Source organism: Enterobacter sp. R-1.6.2 (assembly GCF_035064085.1).
Classification (GTDB): domain Bacteria; phylum Pseudomonadota; class Gammaproteobacteria; order Enterobacterales; family Enterobacteriaceae; genus Enterobacter; species Enterobacter asburiae_B.
Genome location: NZ_JASEYI010000001.1, coordinates 252,947 through 270,112, shown reverse-complemented (window position 1 = coordinate 270,112; position 17,166 = coordinate 252,947). Strand labels below are relative to the sequence as shown.

Below are 17,166 nucleotides of genomic sequence, written 5' to 3'. Positions count from 1 at the left end.
TCTTAATTCCGATTCACACCTGAATAAGGCGATCCTATGAAACAAAAAGTGGTTAGCATTGGTGATATCAAGGTAGCAAACGACCTGCCGTTCGTACTGTTTGGCGGCATGAACGTGCTGGAATCCCGCGATCTCGCCATGCGTATCTGCGAACACTACGTGACCGTGACCCAGAAGCTGGGCATCCCGTACGTGTTTAAGGCCTCTTTTGACAAAGCCAACCGCTCCTCCATCAACTCTTACCGTGGCCCGGGCCTGGAAGAGGGAATGAAAATTTTCCAGGAGCTGAAGCAGACCTTTGGCGTGAAAGTGATCACCGACGTGCATGAAGCCTCACAGGCGCAGCCGGTGGCAGACGTGGTGGACGTGATTCAGCTCCCGGCGTTCCTCGCTCGCCAGACTGACCTGGTTGCGGCGATGGCGAAAACCGGCGCCGTTATCAACGTGAAGAAACCACAGTTCGTCAGCCCAGGCCAGATGGGCAACATCGTCGATAAATTTATCGAAGGCGGCAACGATCAGGTCATCCTGTGCGACCGCGGCGCAAACTTCGGCTACGACAACCTGGTTGTGGATATGCTGGGCTTCAGCGTAATGAAAAATGTCTCCGGCCAGTCTCCGGTGATTTTCGACGTGACCCACGCCCTGCAGTGCCGCGACCCGTTCGGCGCCGCGTCCGGCGGCCGTCGCGCTCAGGTGACCGAGCTGGCGCGCGCCGGCATGGCGACCGGCCTGGCCGGCCTGTTCATTGAAGCGCACCCGGATCCGGCTAACGCGAAATGCGACGGCCCATCCGCGCTGCCGCTGGACAAGCTGGAGCCGTTCCTGAAGCAGATCAAAGCGATTGACGATCTGGTGAAGAGCTTCGACGAACTGGATACCAGCAACTAATAAAAAAACCCGCTTCGGCGGGTTTTTTATGGGGCATATTGCCGGGTGGCGCTGCGCTTACCCGGCCTACAAAACCCGTAGGCCCTGCAAGCGAAGCGTCGCTGGGCAAAAAGGCTACGCAAAAATTGTCATTAAATACGCAATAAACAACGCCATATGCGCCGCGCCGTTCAGCACGTTGGTGCGCCCGGTTGAGAAAGAAATCTGGCACAGCAGCAACGAGGCGACCATCACAATCATCTCCGGCGCGCCCAGCGCAAACTGCAGCTCGTTGCCCGTCATAAAGGCAATCAGCGTCACCACCGGTACGGTAAGTGAAATCGTCGCCAGTACGGAGCCGAAGAACAGGTTCATTGCGCGCTGCACCTGATTATTCAACACCGCTTTCAGCGCGCCCAGCCCTTCAGGGGACAGGATCAGCAGCGCCACCAGGAAGCCGGTAAACGCCACCGGCGCGTTCAGCTCGGTTAACAGCGTCTCCAGCGGGTTAGCGTTCATCTTGGTGACGGCAATCACCGCAATCAGATGCACGATCAGCCAAACCGTATGCCACGCGCTGCTGTGGGCCGACGGCTTGCCGTGGTGCGGGTCATCATCGTCGCCGTCGTCTTCATGCTCGTACACAAACAGGCTCTGGTGCGTTTTGGTCTGAATCAACAGGAACACGCCGTACATGGCGGCGGAAATCAGTGCAACCAGCAGCGCCTGCCCGGTGGAAAAGTTTGCACCCGGCAGCGCCATCGGGAAGACCAGCACGATAATCGCCAGCGGGAAGAGGGCGATAAGATACTGTTTAATGCCGAACAGGTTCATATACTGGGTCGCAAATTTGCGCCCGCCCAGCAGCAGAGAGAAGCCTACCAGGCCGCCCGTCACAATCATAATGATCGAATAGAGCGTGTCGCGCATCAGCGTCGGCGCGGCATCGCCGGTCGCCATAAGCGCGGAAATCAGGCTGACTTCGAGAATAACAACGGAAAGGCTGAGAATTAACGATCCGTACGGCTCGCCCAGACGGTGGGCCAGGACGTCCGCATGGCGAACAACGCTAAATGCGCTGGTTAAGATGCCGACCAGGGCAAGAATATTGATACCAACCACCACTGGCAGTGACTGACTGCTTCCCCAGAAGAGCAGCACAGCCAGTGCCAGAACCGGGAAAATGAGCGACGTCTCCTTGTGGCGGGTCTTTACCGCCTCGTGTGTTGCTGTCATGTGCTTCTCCATCAATGCAGGTGCTTGTAATTATAGATAGATTTTTGAGGTCATTAAATTAACAGATCTCTGTTAAATACCCTTTATTTTTTACTTAATTTTACCCTTTGTCATTATTTTCATTGATGATGGTTATAATTTATATTCTTTGTTGGTTACTCATTAAATAACAATAAATTAAAAATGTAATGCATTCATAAATTATTGCCGGGTGGCACCATGGCGTATCGTCGTCCACACTTATCTCTTTAACCAAAAGAGAGGTTAGTGATGCCCTATAAAGCGAAACGCGAATTACCGGATAACGTGCAAAACGTGCTGCCCGCTCACGCGCAGGATATCTACAAAGAGGCGTTCAACAGCGCCTGGGATCAGTACAAAGACAAGGACGATCGCCGGGATGATGCCAGCCGTGAAGAGACGGCCCACAAAGTCGCCTGGGCCGCAGTAAAACATGAATATGAGAAAGGAGACGACGATAAATGGCATAAAAAGAAATAGCCGTGAAATGATTCGCTGCCTTCATTTTGACTTTTCAGGCGGTTGAACTTCCGTTGTATTGCAACTGGTCCGCTAATTGCTTATCGTTATTCGACTGCTGGCAAAATGACCAGCAAAAAATGCCGGGAAGGCGAATTACAGATGTCGCAAGGAAGCATGCAGTGGCGGAGGTGGAAAGTGTTAACGCGTGATTTCTTAATGAAGGCAGATTGTAAGACGGCATTTGGTGCTATTGAGGAATCGCTTCTCTGGTCAGCTGAACAACTTGCGGCGTCACTCGCTGCCACGCTTGCCTGCCGCCCGGATGATGGCCCGGTATGGATTTTTGGCTACGGCTCCCTGATGTGGAACCCGGCTCTGGAATTTGTCGAATCGGCAACGGGAACGCTGCCTGGCTGGCATCGCGCATTTTGCCTGCGCCTGACGGCCGGACGCGGCAGCGCGTGCCAGCCCGGGCGCATGCTTGCACTGAAAGAGGGCGGGCGCACCACGGGCGTGGCGTATCGCCTGCCGGATGCCACGCTGGAAGAGGAGCTCACGCTGCTCTGGAAGCGCGAGATGATCACCGGCTGCTATATGCCGAGCTGGTGCAAGCTGGAACTGGACGACGGACGCACCGTCAACGCGCTGGTGTTTATTATGGACCCGCGCCATCCGCTGTATGAAGCGGATACCCGCACGCAGGTGATTGCCCCGTTGATTGCCGCCGCCAGCGGGCCTCTGGGCACCAACGCGCAGTATCTCTTCTCCCTCGATCAGGAGCTGACGCGCCTCGGCATGAAGGACGATTGTCTGAATGAGCTGGTGGTGAAGGTGAAGGCGCTGCTGGAAGGGAACCCGCTCAACAGCGCGCTGCGACCGGGTTTTGCCTGACAATACGCCCGGCTTGCCGGGCGTTTAAACTTATGCTGCCACGTAGCTGACGGAATGCTCCAGCGACTGGCTGTGGCTATCGATCAGCACATCCCACGTGCCGGTATACGGCACGGTAAGCCAGGCCTTATCGTCCTGTACGGTGAGAATATCCGCCTGGGACTGTTTTTGTGCTTTCGAACTCATCAGATGAATACGACAGCGTTCTGAGCAACGCACCACTACCGTATCCCCGCCAAACAGTTTCAAACTTGTTTTTACCAGTGCCATTTTTTACCCCGTAGTCTTAAACAACGCTCTCCCTGCTGCCATATCCGAGCGTGATGTTGTTCACAATTCACTCATGGCATAACACCAAAGGGGAGGGGGTGGGATGCTGATTTTGATCAAAAAATGGCATAACGATTAAACAAAAATGACAAAATTCCTCAAAATTTACGCTGGCGCGCGTTTTACCCGCTAAACGCGCGCCGGAAGAAGATTAAATGCGGAAATGCCCGGCTGTTTCAGCAAGGTCGCCCGCCTGGCTCTGCAGGGCACCCGCGGCAGCGGCGGATTCCACCACCAGCTCGGCGTTCTGCTGAACCATTCTGTCGAGATGGGTCACCGCGTGGTTGATCTCATGAATCCCTTTCATCTGCTCGCTGGTGGCGATGGAGATTTCGCGCATGATGCCAGAGACGCTGCCGATGCTGGAGCGGATCTCATCCATGCTTTCCCCCGCCAGATGCACGTAGCGGGAGCCGGTTGCCACGCTGTCGGTGGTGGAGTCAATCAGCGATTTGATCTCTTTCGCCGCCTGAGCGCTACGGCTCGCCAGGTTACGCACTTCACCTGCTACGACGGCAAACCCGCGCCCCTGCTCACCCGCACGCGCCGCCTCGACGGAGGCGTTCAGCGCCAGAATGTTGGTCTGGAAAGCAATGCCGTCAATCACGCTGGTGATATCGCCAATTTTTGCCGACGCGACTTCAATGGACTGCATGGTGCTGATCGCCTGCGATACCACCTCGCCGCCGCGCGCCGCGGCCGCTGAGGCCTTGCTCGCCTGGTCGTTCGCTTCTGCCGCCGATTCATTCGACTGCGTCACGGAGGCGGTGATCTGCTCCACGGCGCTGGCCGTCTCGCGCAGGCTGGATGCCGCCTGCTCGGTACGTCCGGAAAGATCCTGGTTACCTGCGGCAATCTCCTGCGCGGCGTTTTTCACCGATTCGCTGGCGTCACGGAGCTGCACCATCACCACCGACAGCTTATCGCTGAAGGCGTTAAAGGCCTGCGCAATTTGCGCGACCTCATCCTCGCCGTTATCCGGCAGGCGCTGGGACAGATCGTTAGTGCCGTGAGCAATGTTGTGCATCGCGTCGCGAATGTCGGACAAACGCTTGAGCAGGCGGGCAATCAGGAAATGCACAATCGCCGCGCTCAGGAGTGCGAGGATCACCAGCGAAATCCCCGAGGCTTTAAGCAAGGAACGCATGCCGGAGGTGGCGTCACCGCTGTCGAGCGCGATGACTAACAGCCAGTTTGTGCCCGTCACGGCTGTCGCCACGAAGGTTTTTTCCGCGTCGTTCAGCGTTCCGTCGACGGGGTTACCGCTTTTCAGCGCAGCAAAATCAATGCCTTTGATCGTCTCACCAAACGGTTTCAGCGTGAGGGCCGGATCGTTAGCGGCAATCACGCTGCCGTCGCTGTTCAGAAGCAGCCCGCTGCTGGCCGGAGTTGGATGGATCCCGCGCACGTTAGCCACCACGCTGTCCATCGCCACATCGCCCGCCACGACCGCTTTGAGCGTGCCATTTTCTTTCACCGGCACCGCAAAGGTTACCACCAGTTTACCGGTCCCCGCGTCAACGTAGGGCGCGGTGACAACCGGACCGTCCGTGCTGACCACCTGCTGATACCACGGGCGAATAGTCGGGTCATAGTCCGCCGGAACGCCCGCCGGTTCAGAGAATTTCGCCGTTTTGCTGGCGTAGCCAACATAGACGTTGGTGAATCCACCCGCCTGCGCAAGCTGTTTAAACACCGGAACCGGGTCGTCATTCAGCGCAACGGTCTGCGCGGAGGCGATCACCGTCATCTTGCTTTTTACCCAGTCGGCAATCGCCATGTTATGGCTGGCGCTGGTGCTGGTCAGGATATCGCGCTGGGACTGCTGGTTATCCTGGCGCGTGACCTGGAAGTTAATAACGGTATTAAGGAGAAGGGCGACGACCAGACAGCCTGCCGTCGCCGCGATGATGCGTGCACGAATCGATCTGAACATAAGTGAAATACCTGCTGTGTTGTTTCCATGCCTATCGGCAACCCCGCAGGTAAACTTGATGCTGAAACCGCGTCCATAAGAAAATAATATTTTTACTGGTTTATTATTAAAAAGTTAATACTTTATCGGCGGACAGCGTCCACTCGGCCAGCTCAACCAGCGTACCAATCTCTACGCCATCAATCAGCGGCAGACCGGTAATGCCGCGGCCGTCGGTGCAGGTCTTGCACAGCTTCACCGGCACGTTTTGCGCGGTGAGGATCTCCAGCATCTGCTGAATGTTATAGCCTTCTGCCGGTTTTTGACCCTTCAGCCCCGCGGTGACCGCGTCCGACATTAAAAAGAGTCGTAACGCCAGGTCGCTCTCTTTTTCACGCAGCGCAATCGCCAGGCGCAGGCTGTTAAAAAGGGATTCGCTGCCGTAAGCCGCACCGTTGGCGACGATCACAATTTTTTGCATGTTGACTCCTGTTCTTATAAAGGCACGAATATTGCTTAGCTTTCCCGAGTTTCGCTGTTCTGGAGAGTAAGCATGACATTAATGGCTGGCATTTCGCCAGGCGCTGCTGAATGGCTCGAGCGCGCAAGAATGATGCGCCGGGAGCAGCTCAGCAAGCTGGCACAGCTTGGCGTGCTTGTGCACGGCATTAGCCAACTGGTGCATATGTTACAGTGCGAGCGTGGGGCGTCCAACGTCTGGCTCTGCTCACAGGGTAAGCTCTACGCCCCCGAATGCAAAGCCAGCCGGGCGCTGGTGGATGAAAACCTCGCTGCACTTTATGACATTCTTGAAAAACAGTCGCCGATCCCGGGAAGTACCGTCTGTGAACGTATCGGCGGCGCGCTTCAGTGCCTTGATATGCTTCCCGCGCTGCGCGACGGTGTTATTCAGCAAACGGTAACGGCGCCGCAGGCGATGGAACACTACTCCCGCATGCTCCGCCATCTGCTCAGTATCGTGCCGCAGCTCAATGACAGCATTGACGATCCGCAAATCGCCGGGCGTTTTGTTGCCCTTTATAGCCTGATGCAGGGGAAAGAACTGGCGGGACAGGAACGGGCCCTGGGGGCGATTGGCTTCACGCAGGGCTTTTTCGATGATGTGACTCGCCAGAGGCTGGTTGACCGCATCGACGGGCAGCAGGCCTGCTTTGAAATTTTTCTCTCACACAGCTCCGCTGACGTCCAGACCACCTTTTCTCTCCACTGCCAGCCCGATCGTGAAACGGAGCAACTCCGGCGCGTAGCCTGTACTCGCCAGCCTGCCGCGGATGATGGCCTTACCGCTCTGGCCTGGTTTGCTCTGCAAACCGCGCGCCTTGAGCATCTGCGCACGCTGGAGGAGAGGCTCATCGCCGAACTGATGACGGCGGTGGACGAGCGTATTTACCGTAACGATGAGTACGTGCCTCCCGCCGATGAGCAGGACGACCCGCTGATACAGTATCCGGAAAAACCGTTGCTCACCCTGGTGCGCCAGCAGGCACGCGAGATAGAACAGCTCTCGCGCCAGCTTGCATCGCTGCGCGATACGCTTGAAGAGCGCAAAGTCATTGATAAAGCGAAAAGCGTGCTGATGACCCACCAGAATATGAGTGAGGAACAGGCCTGGACGGCGCTGCGCAAAATGGCGATGGACAAAAACCAAAGGATGGTGGATATCGCCCGCGCGCTGCTGATGGTGAAGAATTTATGGCAGGTAACACCAAAGGAGTAGCTGCACGGTTAGCGGGCATTTTGTGCCTGATTAAGGTGCGTGCAGGCGAGGGGAGTTCGGTTAGCGCCCCGGAAACTGCGGGTTAAAACCTGGCATTCACTTTGCATTATCGGATTAACCATTTTTGACGATGCGCCAACGGCGGCGCATGCGTCTTCGGGATAAAGGCGTCCACTGGTGCTTCGGCATCGTGGGCGCTTTTTTTTGGTTTTTTTTCAGGAGTGGTCATGGCGGATTTGTCGAGACGGCGTTTTTTGCAGGCCAGCGTGCTGGCGAGTGGCGCAATGCTGTTACCGGGTATCATGCAGGCCGCATGGGCGGCAGGCTCGGATAAACCGGAGCAGGAAACGGTGCGCATCGGGTTTATCCCGCTGACCGACTGCGCCCCGGTGGTTATCGCGGCGCTGAAAGGCTTTGATAAAAAATACGGTATTACCATCGTGCCCACCAAAGAGGCGAGCTGGGCGGCGGTGCGCGACAAGCTGGTGGCGGGCGAACTCGATGCCGCGCACATTCTCTACGGCCTGCTGTACGGCCTGGAGCTGGGCATCGCCGGCAAGCCGCAGCAGATGGCGAACCTAATGACGCTCAATCAGAACGGCCAGGCGATTACGCTTTCCAGCGATCTGGCGGAGAAGGGCGTACGAGACCTTGACGGGCTGAAAAAGCTCATTGGGCAGCAGGCGCCCGGCACCTACACCTTCGCGCACACCTTCCCGACCGGGACGCACGCCATGTGGCTCTACTACTGGCTGTCCAGCGCGGGCATTAACCCCTTTGACGACGTGCGCACGGTGGTGGTGCCGCCGCCGCAGATGGTGATGAACATGCGCATTGGCAACATGGTTGGCTTTTGCGTCGGCGAGCCGTGGAACGCCCGGGCCATCAACGACCGCATCGGTTTTACCGCCGCCACGTCGCAGTCTATCTGGGCCGATCATCCGGAAAAAATCCTCGGTACGCGCCGCGACTGGGTGGAGAAAAACCCGCACACCGCGCGGGCGCTGGTGAGCGCGGTACTGGAGGCGGCGCGCTGGATCGAAGCCTCCCCGGAAAACAAACGCGAGACCGCGCAGATCCTCTCGCGCCGGGCGTGGCTCAACTGCAAGGAACAGTATCTCACCGGACGCATGCTCGGCGATTACGACAACGGCCTGGGCCAGCGCTGGCAGGACGCGCACCCGATCCGCTTCTTCAACGAGGGGGCCGTCAGCTACCCGTATCTCTCCGACGGCATGTGGTTCTTAACCCAGTTCCGCCGCTGGGGCTTGCTCAAATCCGCGCCGGACTACGCGGGCATCGCGCAGCGCATTAACCAGACCGCGGTCTGGCAGGATGCCGCCACGGCGGTGGGGGGCATCAGCACACCGACTTCACCATTACGCAGCAGCACATTGATGGACGGCACCGTCTGGAACGGTACCGATCCGGAAGGATACGCCAGCCGTTTCGCCATTCACCGTAAAGGGGCCTGATTATGCAGCATCTGCAAAAAACGAATTCACACGAGACGCCGGAGAGTGGGGAGGTGATTGTCCTGCCTCCGGTGCAGGTTCGCCGCCGTACGCCGACGTTTGCGCGTCGGATTAACGCGATCCTCCAGCGCATCATTCCGGCGTTACTCGGTCTGGGACTGCTGGTGGTGCTCTGGCAGCTGGCGGCGATTAACAGCAAAGGTTTCCCGACGCCGCTCAGCACGCTCGATTCCGCCATCACCCTGTTTGCCGATCCGTTTTATCGTGACGGGCCTAACGATATGGGCATCGGCTGGAACGTGCTCGCCTCATTACAGCGCGTGGCGGTGGGCTTTGGCCTGGCCGCGCTCGCCGGGATCCCGCTCGGCTTCCTGATTGGTCGCTTCACCTTTTTCTCTCGCATGTTCGGCCCGCTGATCGCGCTGTTACGCCCGGTTAGCCCGCTGGCCTGGCTGCCCATCGGCCTGCTGCTGTTCCAGAAAGCGGAGCCCGCGTCGAGCTGGACCATTTTCATCTGCTCCATCTGGCCGATGGTGATCAACACCGCCGAAGGCGTACGCCGCATTCCGCAGGACTACCTCAACGTGGCCCGGGTGCTGCAGCTTTCCGAGTGGACCATCATGCGCCGCATTCTCTTCCCGGCGGTGCTGCCCGCGGTGCTGACCGGGGTACGTCTCTCCATCGGCATCGCCTGGCTGGTGATCGTCGCCGCCGAGATGCTCACCGGAGGTTTAGGGATCGGCTTCTGGATCTGGAACGAGTGGAACAACCTCAACGTCGAAAACATTCTCATCGCCATCGTCATCATTGGCGTGGTCGGGCTGCTGCTGGAGCAGGGGCTGATGCTGATCGCCCGTCGCTTTAGCTGGCAGGAAAAATAAGGAGCGAACATGAAACCATTAATTCAGGTCCAGGCCGTGAGCCAGCGTTTTTCCACCGCCAGCGGCGAGTTTCTTGCGCTGCAAAACGTCTCTTTTGATATCCACGAGGGCGAAACCGTCAGCCTGATCGGGCACTCCGGCTGCGGCAAATCGACGCTGCTGAACCTCATCGCCGGTATTACCCTGCCGACGGAAGGCGGGCTGATCTGCGACAACCGTGAAATCGCCGGGCCGGGTCCGGAACGTGCGGTGGTCTTCCAGAACCATTCGCTGCTGCCGTGGCTCACCTGCTTCGACAACGTGGCCCTGGCGGTCGATCACGTGTTTCGCCACAGCATGAGCAAGGCGGAGCGCAGGGAGTGGATCGAGCACAACCTCGACCGCGTGCAGATGGGGCACGCCCTGCACAAGCGACCGGGGGAGATCTCCGGCGGCATGAAGCAGCGCGTCGGTATTGCCCGCGCGCTGGCGATGAAGCCGAAAGTCCTGCTGATGGATGAACCCTTCGGCGCGCTCGACGCCCTGACGCGCGCGCATCTGCAGGACTCGGTGATGCAGATCCAGCAGGCGCTGAACACCACCATCGTGCTCATTACCCACGACGTGGACGAGGCGGTGCTGCTCTCCGATCGCGTGCTGATGATGACCAACGGCCCGGCGGCCACCGTCGGGGAGATCCTGCGCGTGGACCTGCCGCGCCCGCGCAACCGGGTGCAGCTGGCCGACGACAGCCGCTATCACCACATGCGCCAGCAGATCCTCCATTTCCTCTATGAAAAGCAGCCGAAAGCGGCGTAACGAGGGGTTTTGATGCGACTGGTCATTATCGGAAATGGCATGGCGGCCACGCGGCTGATTGCCGCGCTCACCGGGCGTGCTGCCGGTCGTTTCGCTATCACCGTCATCGGTGACGAGCCGGAGCATGCCTATAACCGCATCCAGCTTTCGCCGGTGCTGGGCGGTGAAAAGCAGGCTGCAGACATCTGTCTGCAGGATGACGACTGGTACCAGTCGCGCGGCGTGACGGTGCTGCGGGGTGAAAAGGCGATCGCCGTGAACGTGGACGCGCGGGAAGTGCAAACCACCGCCCGCACGCTGGGCTGGGATGCGCTGGTGTTTGCCACCGGATCAACGCCCTTTATTCCGCCAATCCCCGGCTGCGATGCGCCGCATGTGTTCACGTTCCGCACCCTGGAGGATACGCGGGCCATTCGGACGATCGCCGGTCCGGCGGTGGTGCTGGGCGGCGGCGTGCTCGGGGTTGAGACGGCGGCAGCGCTGGCGCGCTCAGGTGACAACGTCACGTTGGTTCATCGCGGTCCGTGGCTGATGGAGCAGCAGCTGGATCGGCAGGCGGGAATGCTGCTGGAAGAGGCGCTGGCGGCGCGGGGCGTGCGCTGTGAGCTCGCCTCGGGCATCGCAGCGGTGAGCGGGAATAGCGTGACGCTGCTCAACGGGCGCCGCGTCGTCGCCGCTCGCGTGGTGCTGGCGACCGGCGTGCAGCCCAGCGTCGCGCTGGCGCAGGCCAGCGGCATTCGCTGCGCGCGCGGCATCGTGGTGGATCACCAGATGCAAACCTCCGAACCGAACGTCTACGCCATCGGCGAGTGCTGCGAAATTGACGGGCAGACGTTTGGCCTGGTCGCCCCCTGCCTGGCGCAGGCGGAGATCCTCGCCGCGCGGCTGGCCGGGGACGCCACCGCGCCGTTTACCCTGACCGACAGCGGGATGCGCCTCAAGGTCACCGGCGTGGAGCTGTTCAGCCTCGGCCGTGCGGCGGAGCAGGAGGGCGACGTGGTCTGGAGCGCATGGGATCCGCTGACCCGTCACTATCGTCGTTTATTGATCCATCAGGGGGCGCTGGCTGGCGCGCTGCTGATGGGCGACTGCCGCAGCGCGGCAACGTTTACCGATTTACTGGCAACGGCTGCGCCCGCCCACGCGGACTGGCTGTTCGATCGTTTCACTACGCAACCGCAGGTTGCAGGACAGAATGCTATGACAAAACCTACTCTGGTGGTGGTTGGGCACGGTATGGTCGGCCATCATTTCCTCGAAGACTGCGTTAAGCGCAATCTGCATCAGCAGTATCAGATCGTTGTCTTTGGCGAGGAGCGCTATGCCGCCTACGACCGTGTGCATTTGTCGGAATATTTTGGCGGCCGCAGCGCGGCGTCGCTCTCGCTGGTGGAGGGGGATTTCTTTGCTGACAGCGGCATTGAGCTGCGCCTGTCGCAGCAGATCGTCGCTATCGATCGCGATGCGCGTGTGGTGCGTACCGCCAGCGGGCATGAGACCCACTGGGACAAGCTGGTGCTGGCGACCGGCTCATACCCGTTCGTTCCGCCCGTGCCGGGCAACGATTTGCCGGGCTGTTTTGTCTACCGCACCCTTGACGACCTGGACAACATTGCTGCACATGCGGCGGGCTCGCGCCGCGGCGTGGTGATTGGCGGCGGCCTGCTCGGACTGGAGGCGGCGAATGCCCTGAAGCAGCTCGGGCTGGAAACCCACGTGGTGGAGTTTGCGCCCAACCTGATGGCGGTCCAGCTCGACAACGACGGCGCGGCGATGCTGCGCAAGAAAATCGAGGCGCTGGGCGTCGGCGTTCACACCAGTAAAGCCACGACGGAGATCGCCACCGCGGACGGCGGGCTGGTGCTGCGCTTTGCCGATGGCGAACAGCTGGAAACGGACATGGTGGTCTTTTCGGCGGGCATCCGTCCGCAGGACGCGCTGGCGCGCAGCAGCGGGCTGGCTATCGGCGAACGCGGCGGGATCTGCATTGACGACGGCTGCCAGACCTCCGATCCGGACGTGCTGGCCATCGGCGAATGCGCCCTGTGGGAGGGGAAAATCTTCGGGCTGGTCGCGCCCGGCTATCAGATGGCGCGCGTGGCCGCCGCCGCGCTGGCGGGAGAGGATAAAACCTTCACCGGCGCGGATATGAGCACTAAGCTCAAGCTGCTCGGCGTGGACGTGGCCTCGTTCGGCGACGCCCACGGGCGCACCCCGGGGGCGCTGAGCTACCAGTGGACGCACGGCCCGCAGCAAATCTACAAGAAAATCGTGGTCAGCCACGACGGCAAAACGCTGCTCGGCGGCGTGCTGGTGGGCGATGCCAGCGAATACGCCACGCTGGTGCAGATGATGCTTAACGGCATCAGCCTGCCGAAAGAGCCGGAAACGCTCATTTTACCCGCGTCGTCAGGCAGCGCGCCAAAAGCGCTCGGCGTGGCGGCGCTGCCGGAAAGCGCGCAGATCTGTTCGTGTCATAACGTCAGTAAAGGCGATATTTGCCGGGCGGTGAGCGCGGGCGCGGCGGATATCGGCGCCGTTAAGCAGTGCACCAAAGCGGCGACCGGCTGCGGCGGATGTAGCGCGCTGGTAAAGCAGGTGATGGAGTTCCAGCTGGCGGAGCAGGGCGTGGAGGTGAAAAAGGACATCTGCGAGCACTTCCCGTACTCGCGCCAGGAGATTTACCACCTCGTGCGCGTCAACCATATCCGCACCTTTGACCAGCTTATCAGCCGCTACGGACAGGGGCACGGATGCGAGATCTGCAAGCCGCTGGTGGGATCGGTGCTCGCCTCCTGCTGGAACGAGTATCTGCTGAAACCGGCGCACCTGCCGCTGCAGGATACCAACGACCGCTACTTCGCCAACATCCAGAAGGACGGCACATACTCCATCGTGCCGCGCATGCCCGCAGGGGAAGTGACTGCCGACGGGCTGATTGCCATCGGGCAGATTGCGAAACGCTACAGCCTGTACAGCAAAATTACCGGCGGACAGCGTATCGATCTTTTCGGCGCCACTCTGGAACAGCTGCCGGCGATCTGGCAGGCGCTGGTGGAGGCCGGGTTTGAAACCGGACACGCCTACGGTAAATCCCTGCGCACGGTGAAATCCTGCGTCGGCTCGACCTGGTGCCGCTACGGCGTGCAGGACTCCACCGGCCTCGCGGTCCGGCTGGAGCACCGCTACAAGGGCCTGCGCGCGCCGCACAAAATCAAAATGGCGGTCTCAGGCTGCACCCGCGAGTGCGCGGAGGCGCAGAGCAAAGACGTGGGGGTGATTGCCACCGATAAGGGCTGGAACCTCTATCTGTGCGGCAACGGCGGGATGAAGCCGCGCCACGCGGATCTCTTCGCCAGCGATCTGGACGACGAAACGCTGATCCGCACCGTCGACCGTTTCCTGATGTTTTACATCCGCACGGCGGATCGCCTGCAGCGCACCAGCACCTGGATGGACAACCTGGAAGGCGGCCTCGACTATCTGCGGGAGGTGATCCTCAACGACAGCCTCGGTATCGCCCACGAGCTGGAGCAGGAGATGGCCCGGGTGGTGGAAACCTACCAGTGCGAATGGCAAACCACGCTCAGCGATCCCAGCCGCCTGGCGCTGTTCCGCACGACGGTGAACGAGACCGCGCCGGATGAAAGCAAGCGCTGGCAGGAAATTTGCGGCATCGACGATATCCCCGAGCAGGCGGGCATCGGCGCGCGGCTTGGACGTAAGCCGATTGCGCTGTTCCGCTTTGGTAAAACCGTTTACGCCCTCGACGATCGGGAGCCGGGCGGCGATGCGAACGTGCTTTCACGCGGCATTCTTGGCGATGCGGCGGGCGAGCCGGTGGTGATTTCACCGCTCTACAAGCAGCGCATTCGCCTGCGCGACGGCTGTCAGGTAGAGAACGGCGAACCCGCGGTGCGCGCGTGGCCAGTGAAGATTGAAAACGGCAAGGTGTGGGTTGGCAGCGACGCCCTGGTAATGCGTGCGGAGGCCTCATGACGGAAACCCGGACAACGTGCCCCTACTGCGGGGTGGGCTGCGGCGTGGTCGCCCGCGTGGAAGGTGAAGCGGTCAGCGTTCATGGGGATAAAACCCATCCTGCGAACCTGGGGCGCCTGTGCGTGAAAGGATCGGCTCTGGGGGAAACGACGGGCTTACAGGGGCGGCTTTTGCGCCCGGTCGTTGACGGCCTTGAGGTGGACTGGGCGCAGGCGCTGAGCGCGGCAGGAGAGCGCCTGCGGGAGATTATCGATAAATGGGGGCCGCAGGCGGTGGCGTTTTACGCCTCCGGCCAGCTGTTGACCGAGGATTACTATGCCGCCAACAAGCTGATGAAAGGGTTTATCGGCGCGGCAAACATCGATACCAACTCCCGGCTCTGCATGTCCTCGGCTGTGGTGGGCTACAAGCGCGCCTTTGGCGAAGACGTGGTGCCGTGCGGCTACGAGGATGTGGAAAACAGCGATCTGGTGGTGCTGGCTGGCTCGAACGCGGCCTGGACGCATCCGGTGCTCTATCAGCGGCTGGTGCAGGCGAAGCACGACAACCCGCGGATCAAGGTGGTGGTAATCGATCCCCGCAGAACCGCCACCTGTGATATTGCTGACCTGCATCTGGCGCTCGCCCCCGGCAGCGACGCCGGGCTGTTTGTCGGTCTGCTTAATGTGATTCAGGGAACGGATGAGTGGCCCGTTGAGCGCGTGGCGGCGTTTTGCGGCCTCTCGCCGCAGGATATAGGCACCTTTTACGACTGGTTTATGACGGCGCCCCGGGCCATCACGCTCTACACCATGGGGATCAACCAGTCCGCCAGCGGCAGCGACAAGTGTAACGCCATCATTAACGTTCATCTTGCCAGCGGGAAGTTCAACCGTCCGGGCTGCGGCCCGTTTTCGCTGACCGGACAGCCAAACGCGATGGGCGGACGGGAAGTGGGCGGGCTGGCTAACCAGCTGGCGGCGCACATGAACTTTGAGCCGGACGATCTCTCGCGGGTGGCGCGTTTCTGGGGAACGGAACGGCTGGCGCAGACGCCGGGCCTGATGGCGGTGGAGCTGTTTGACGCCATTGCCCGCGGCGAGGTGAAGGCGGTGTGGATCATGGGCACTAACCCCGCCGTGTCGCTTCCGGACAGCCACGCGGTGTGTCAGGCGCTGGCGAACTGCCCGCTGGTGATGGTTTCTGAGGTGATGAAGTATACCGATACCAGCCGGTTCGCCCATATCCGTTTTCCGGCGCTGGGCTGGGGGGAGAAGGACGGGACGGTGACAAACTCGGAACGCCGCATTTCGCGCCAGCGCGCGTTTCTGCCCGCGCCGGGCGAGGCGAAGCCGGACTGGTGGATCGTCGCGCAGATGGCGAAACGGCTGGGCTACGGCGAGGCCTTTGCCTGGCAACATCCGCACGAGATTTTTTGCGAACATGCGGCGCTGACGGCCTTTGAAAATGACGGCGCGCGGGCATTGAGTCTTCATGAACTGGCTGCGCTAACCCGCGAGGAGTGGGATCAGCTTGAGCCTTATCAGTGGCCGACGGGGAGTTTTCCGCGCCGAAACATCGTTCCCGTTATCCCTCTGTCGCACGGCGCGACGGTCAGCGCCTTATACCCGCTGATTCTCAACTCGGGGCGCATCCGCGATCAGTGGCATACTATGACCCGAACGGGATACGTGGCGAGGCTGATGCAGCATATCGCCGAACCGTTTGTTGAGGTTAGCCCGGCAGACGCCGTTCGGTTTTCCCTGTGCGACGGCCAGCTGGCGCGCATCAGCTCGCCGCGCGGCGTGATGGTGGCAAGAGTGCGAATCAGCGACGGGATACGGGAAGGCGAGGCGTTTGCCCCGATGCACTGGAACGCCGGGTTTGCCCGCCAGGGAAAGGTGAATGCGCTGGTGGAAGGGCGCTGCGATCCGGTTTCGGGCCAGCCGGAGAGTAAACAAACCGCCGTCAGGATCCTGCCCTGGCAGCCCGCCTGGCAGGGGGAACTCTATGCCCGGGAATGGCCGGAAATGCCCTCTTCGGCTTACTGGTGGCGTAAAGCCTCACGCCTGACGGTGGCGGGCGATCAACCGCTGCTGCCGTGGGTAATGGAATACGCCAGCGCTCGTGGCTGGCAGCTGCAGGTTGCGCAAACCGGCGAACGCAGCAGCGTGCTGGCCTGGCATGAAGGCCAGCTGATGCTGGGCTTCTGGGAGGGCACCGCGTTACCGGCGCTGGCGCATGCGGTGATTGAAGCCGCTTTTCAATCCCCACCCGTGCTTCTCGCAGAACGCCACGCCTTGTTGAACGGGCAGAGCGTCGGGAAGGCGGCGGATCCGGGACGCATCATCTGCAGCTGTTTCAGCGTCGGGGAGAATGCGATACGGGAGGCGATCGTCGGCGGGTGTGATTCCGTCACCGCGCTGGGGGCGACGCTGCGCTGCGGTACGAACTGTGGCTCCTGCGTGCCGGAGCTGAAAGGGCTGTTTCAGGATAATCCTGAAATGTCCGCCAGAACTGCATTTCAAGGCTTATCGCGTTAACATAATAGGAGTTTATTCATAAACACAG

At 60.4% G+C, this 17,166-nt stretch carries 13 protein-coding genes; 9 read left to right on the top strand and 4 right to left on the bottom strand.

Annotated elements, in window-relative coordinates; all coding sequences use genetic code 11:
- Positions 1 to 36 precede the first annotated feature (36 nt).
- Entirely contained in the window at positions 37 to 891 is an 855-nt protein-coding gene (kdsA, locus tag QMN93_RS01245) for a 3-deoxy-8-phosphooctulonate synthase (RefSeq protein ID WP_023335996.1), read from the top strand.
- A 114-nt stretch (positions 892 to 1,005) separates the two neighbouring features.
- Here kdsA and chaA read toward each other — a convergent pair whose 3' ends face one another.
- On the bottom strand, positions 1,006 to 2,106 hold the full coding sequence (gene chaA / locus QMN93_RS01240; protein WP_023312122.1) for a sodium-potassium/proton antiporter ChaA: 1,101 nt from the start codon (positions 2,104 to 2,106) through the stop codon (positions 1,006 to 1,008).
- A 270-nt stretch (positions 2,107 to 2,376) separates the two neighbouring features.
- Between chaA and chaB the strand changes: the two genes are divergently transcribed.
- Both chaB and QMN93_RS01230 read left to right on the top strand, forming a co-directional pair.
- Entirely contained in the window at positions 2,377 to 2,607 is a 231-nt protein-coding gene (gene chaB, locus QMN93_RS01235; protein ID WP_023312121.1) for a putative cation transport regulator ChaB, read from the top strand.
- A 177-nt stretch (positions 2,608 to 2,784) separates the two neighbouring features.
- Positions 2,785 to 3,480, top strand: a complete 696-nt coding sequence (locus QMN93_RS01230) for a gamma-glutamylcyclotransferase (RefSeq protein WP_193139410.1) — start codon at positions 2,785 to 2,787, stop codon at positions 3,478 to 3,480.
- Between the two features lie 30 nt (positions 3,481 to 3,510).
- Here QMN93_RS01230 and QMN93_RS01225 read toward each other — a convergent pair whose 3' ends face one another.
- From QMN93_RS01225 to QMN93_RS01215, 3 genes are all read right to left on the bottom strand, one after another.
- Positions 3,511 to 3,750 carry a DUF1883 domain-containing protein gene (locus QMN93_RS01225; protein ID WP_010432930.1) on the bottom strand — a complete coding sequence of 80 codons (240 nt, stop codon included), beginning with the start codon at positions 3,748 to 3,750 and terminating at the stop codon, positions 3,511 to 3,513.
- 211 nt (positions 3,751 to 3,961) lie between these two features.
- A complete protein-coding gene (locus tag QMN93_RS01220) occupies positions 3,962 to 5,746 on the bottom strand; it encodes a methyl-accepting chemotaxis protein (protein ID WP_182383689.1) in 1,785 nt (594 codons plus the stop codon).
- Positions 5,747 to 5,852: 106 nt separating this feature from the next.
- Positions 5,853 to 6,206 carry a DsrE/DsrF/TusD sulfur relay family protein gene (locus tag QMN93_RS01215; RefSeq protein ID WP_008499522.1) on the bottom strand — a complete coding sequence of 118 codons (354 nt, stop codon included), beginning with the start codon at positions 6,204 to 6,206 and terminating at the stop codon, positions 5,853 to 5,855.
- Positions 6,207 to 6,278: 72 nt separating this feature from the next.
- Between QMN93_RS01215 and nasR the strand changes: the two genes are divergently transcribed.
- From nasR to QMN93_RS01185, 6 genes are all read left to right on the top strand, one after another.
- Positions 6,279 to 7,463, top strand: a complete 1,185-nt coding sequence (gene nasR, locus QMN93_RS01210) for a nitrate regulatory protein NasR (RefSeq protein WP_193139408.1) — start codon at positions 6,279 to 6,281, stop codon at positions 7,461 to 7,463.
- A gap of 227 nt (positions 7,464 to 7,690) precedes the next feature.
- Positions 7,691 to 8,938, top strand: coding sequence for a CmpA/NrtA family ABC transporter substrate-binding protein (locus QMN93_RS01205; protein WP_182383687.1), 1,248 nt, complete (start codon positions 7,691 to 7,693; stop codon positions 8,936 to 8,938).
- Positions 8,939 to 8,940: 2 nt separating this feature from the next.
- Complete coding sequence (ntrB, locus tag QMN93_RS01200; protein ID WP_064672662.1) at positions 8,941 to 9,819, top strand: nitrate ABC transporter permease; 879 nt, start codon at positions 8,941 to 8,943, stop codon at positions 9,817 to 9,819.
- 9 nt (positions 9,820 to 9,828) lie between these two features.
- Positions 9,829 to 10,617 (top strand): ABC transporter ATP-binding protein, encoded by a 789-nt coding sequence (locus tag QMN93_RS01195; protein WP_033145769.1) that lies wholly within the window; start codon positions 9,829 to 9,831, stop codon positions 10,615 to 10,617.
- A gap of 12 nt (positions 10,618 to 10,629) precedes the next feature.
- Complete coding sequence (nirB, locus tag QMN93_RS01190; RefSeq protein ID WP_182383686.1) at positions 10,630 to 14,616, top strand: nitrite reductase large subunit NirB; 3,987 nt, start codon at positions 10,630 to 10,632, stop codon at positions 14,614 to 14,616.
- Positions 14,613 to 17,138 carry a nitrate reductase gene (locus QMN93_RS01185; protein ID WP_182383685.1) on the top strand — a complete coding sequence of 842 codons (2,526 nt, stop codon included), beginning with the start codon at positions 14,613 to 14,615 and terminating at the stop codon, positions 17,136 to 17,138. The genes nirB and QMN93_RS01185 overlap by 4 nt, the downstream gene beginning before the upstream one ends.
- The last annotated feature ends 28 nt before the right edge of the window (positions 17,139 to 17,166 follow it).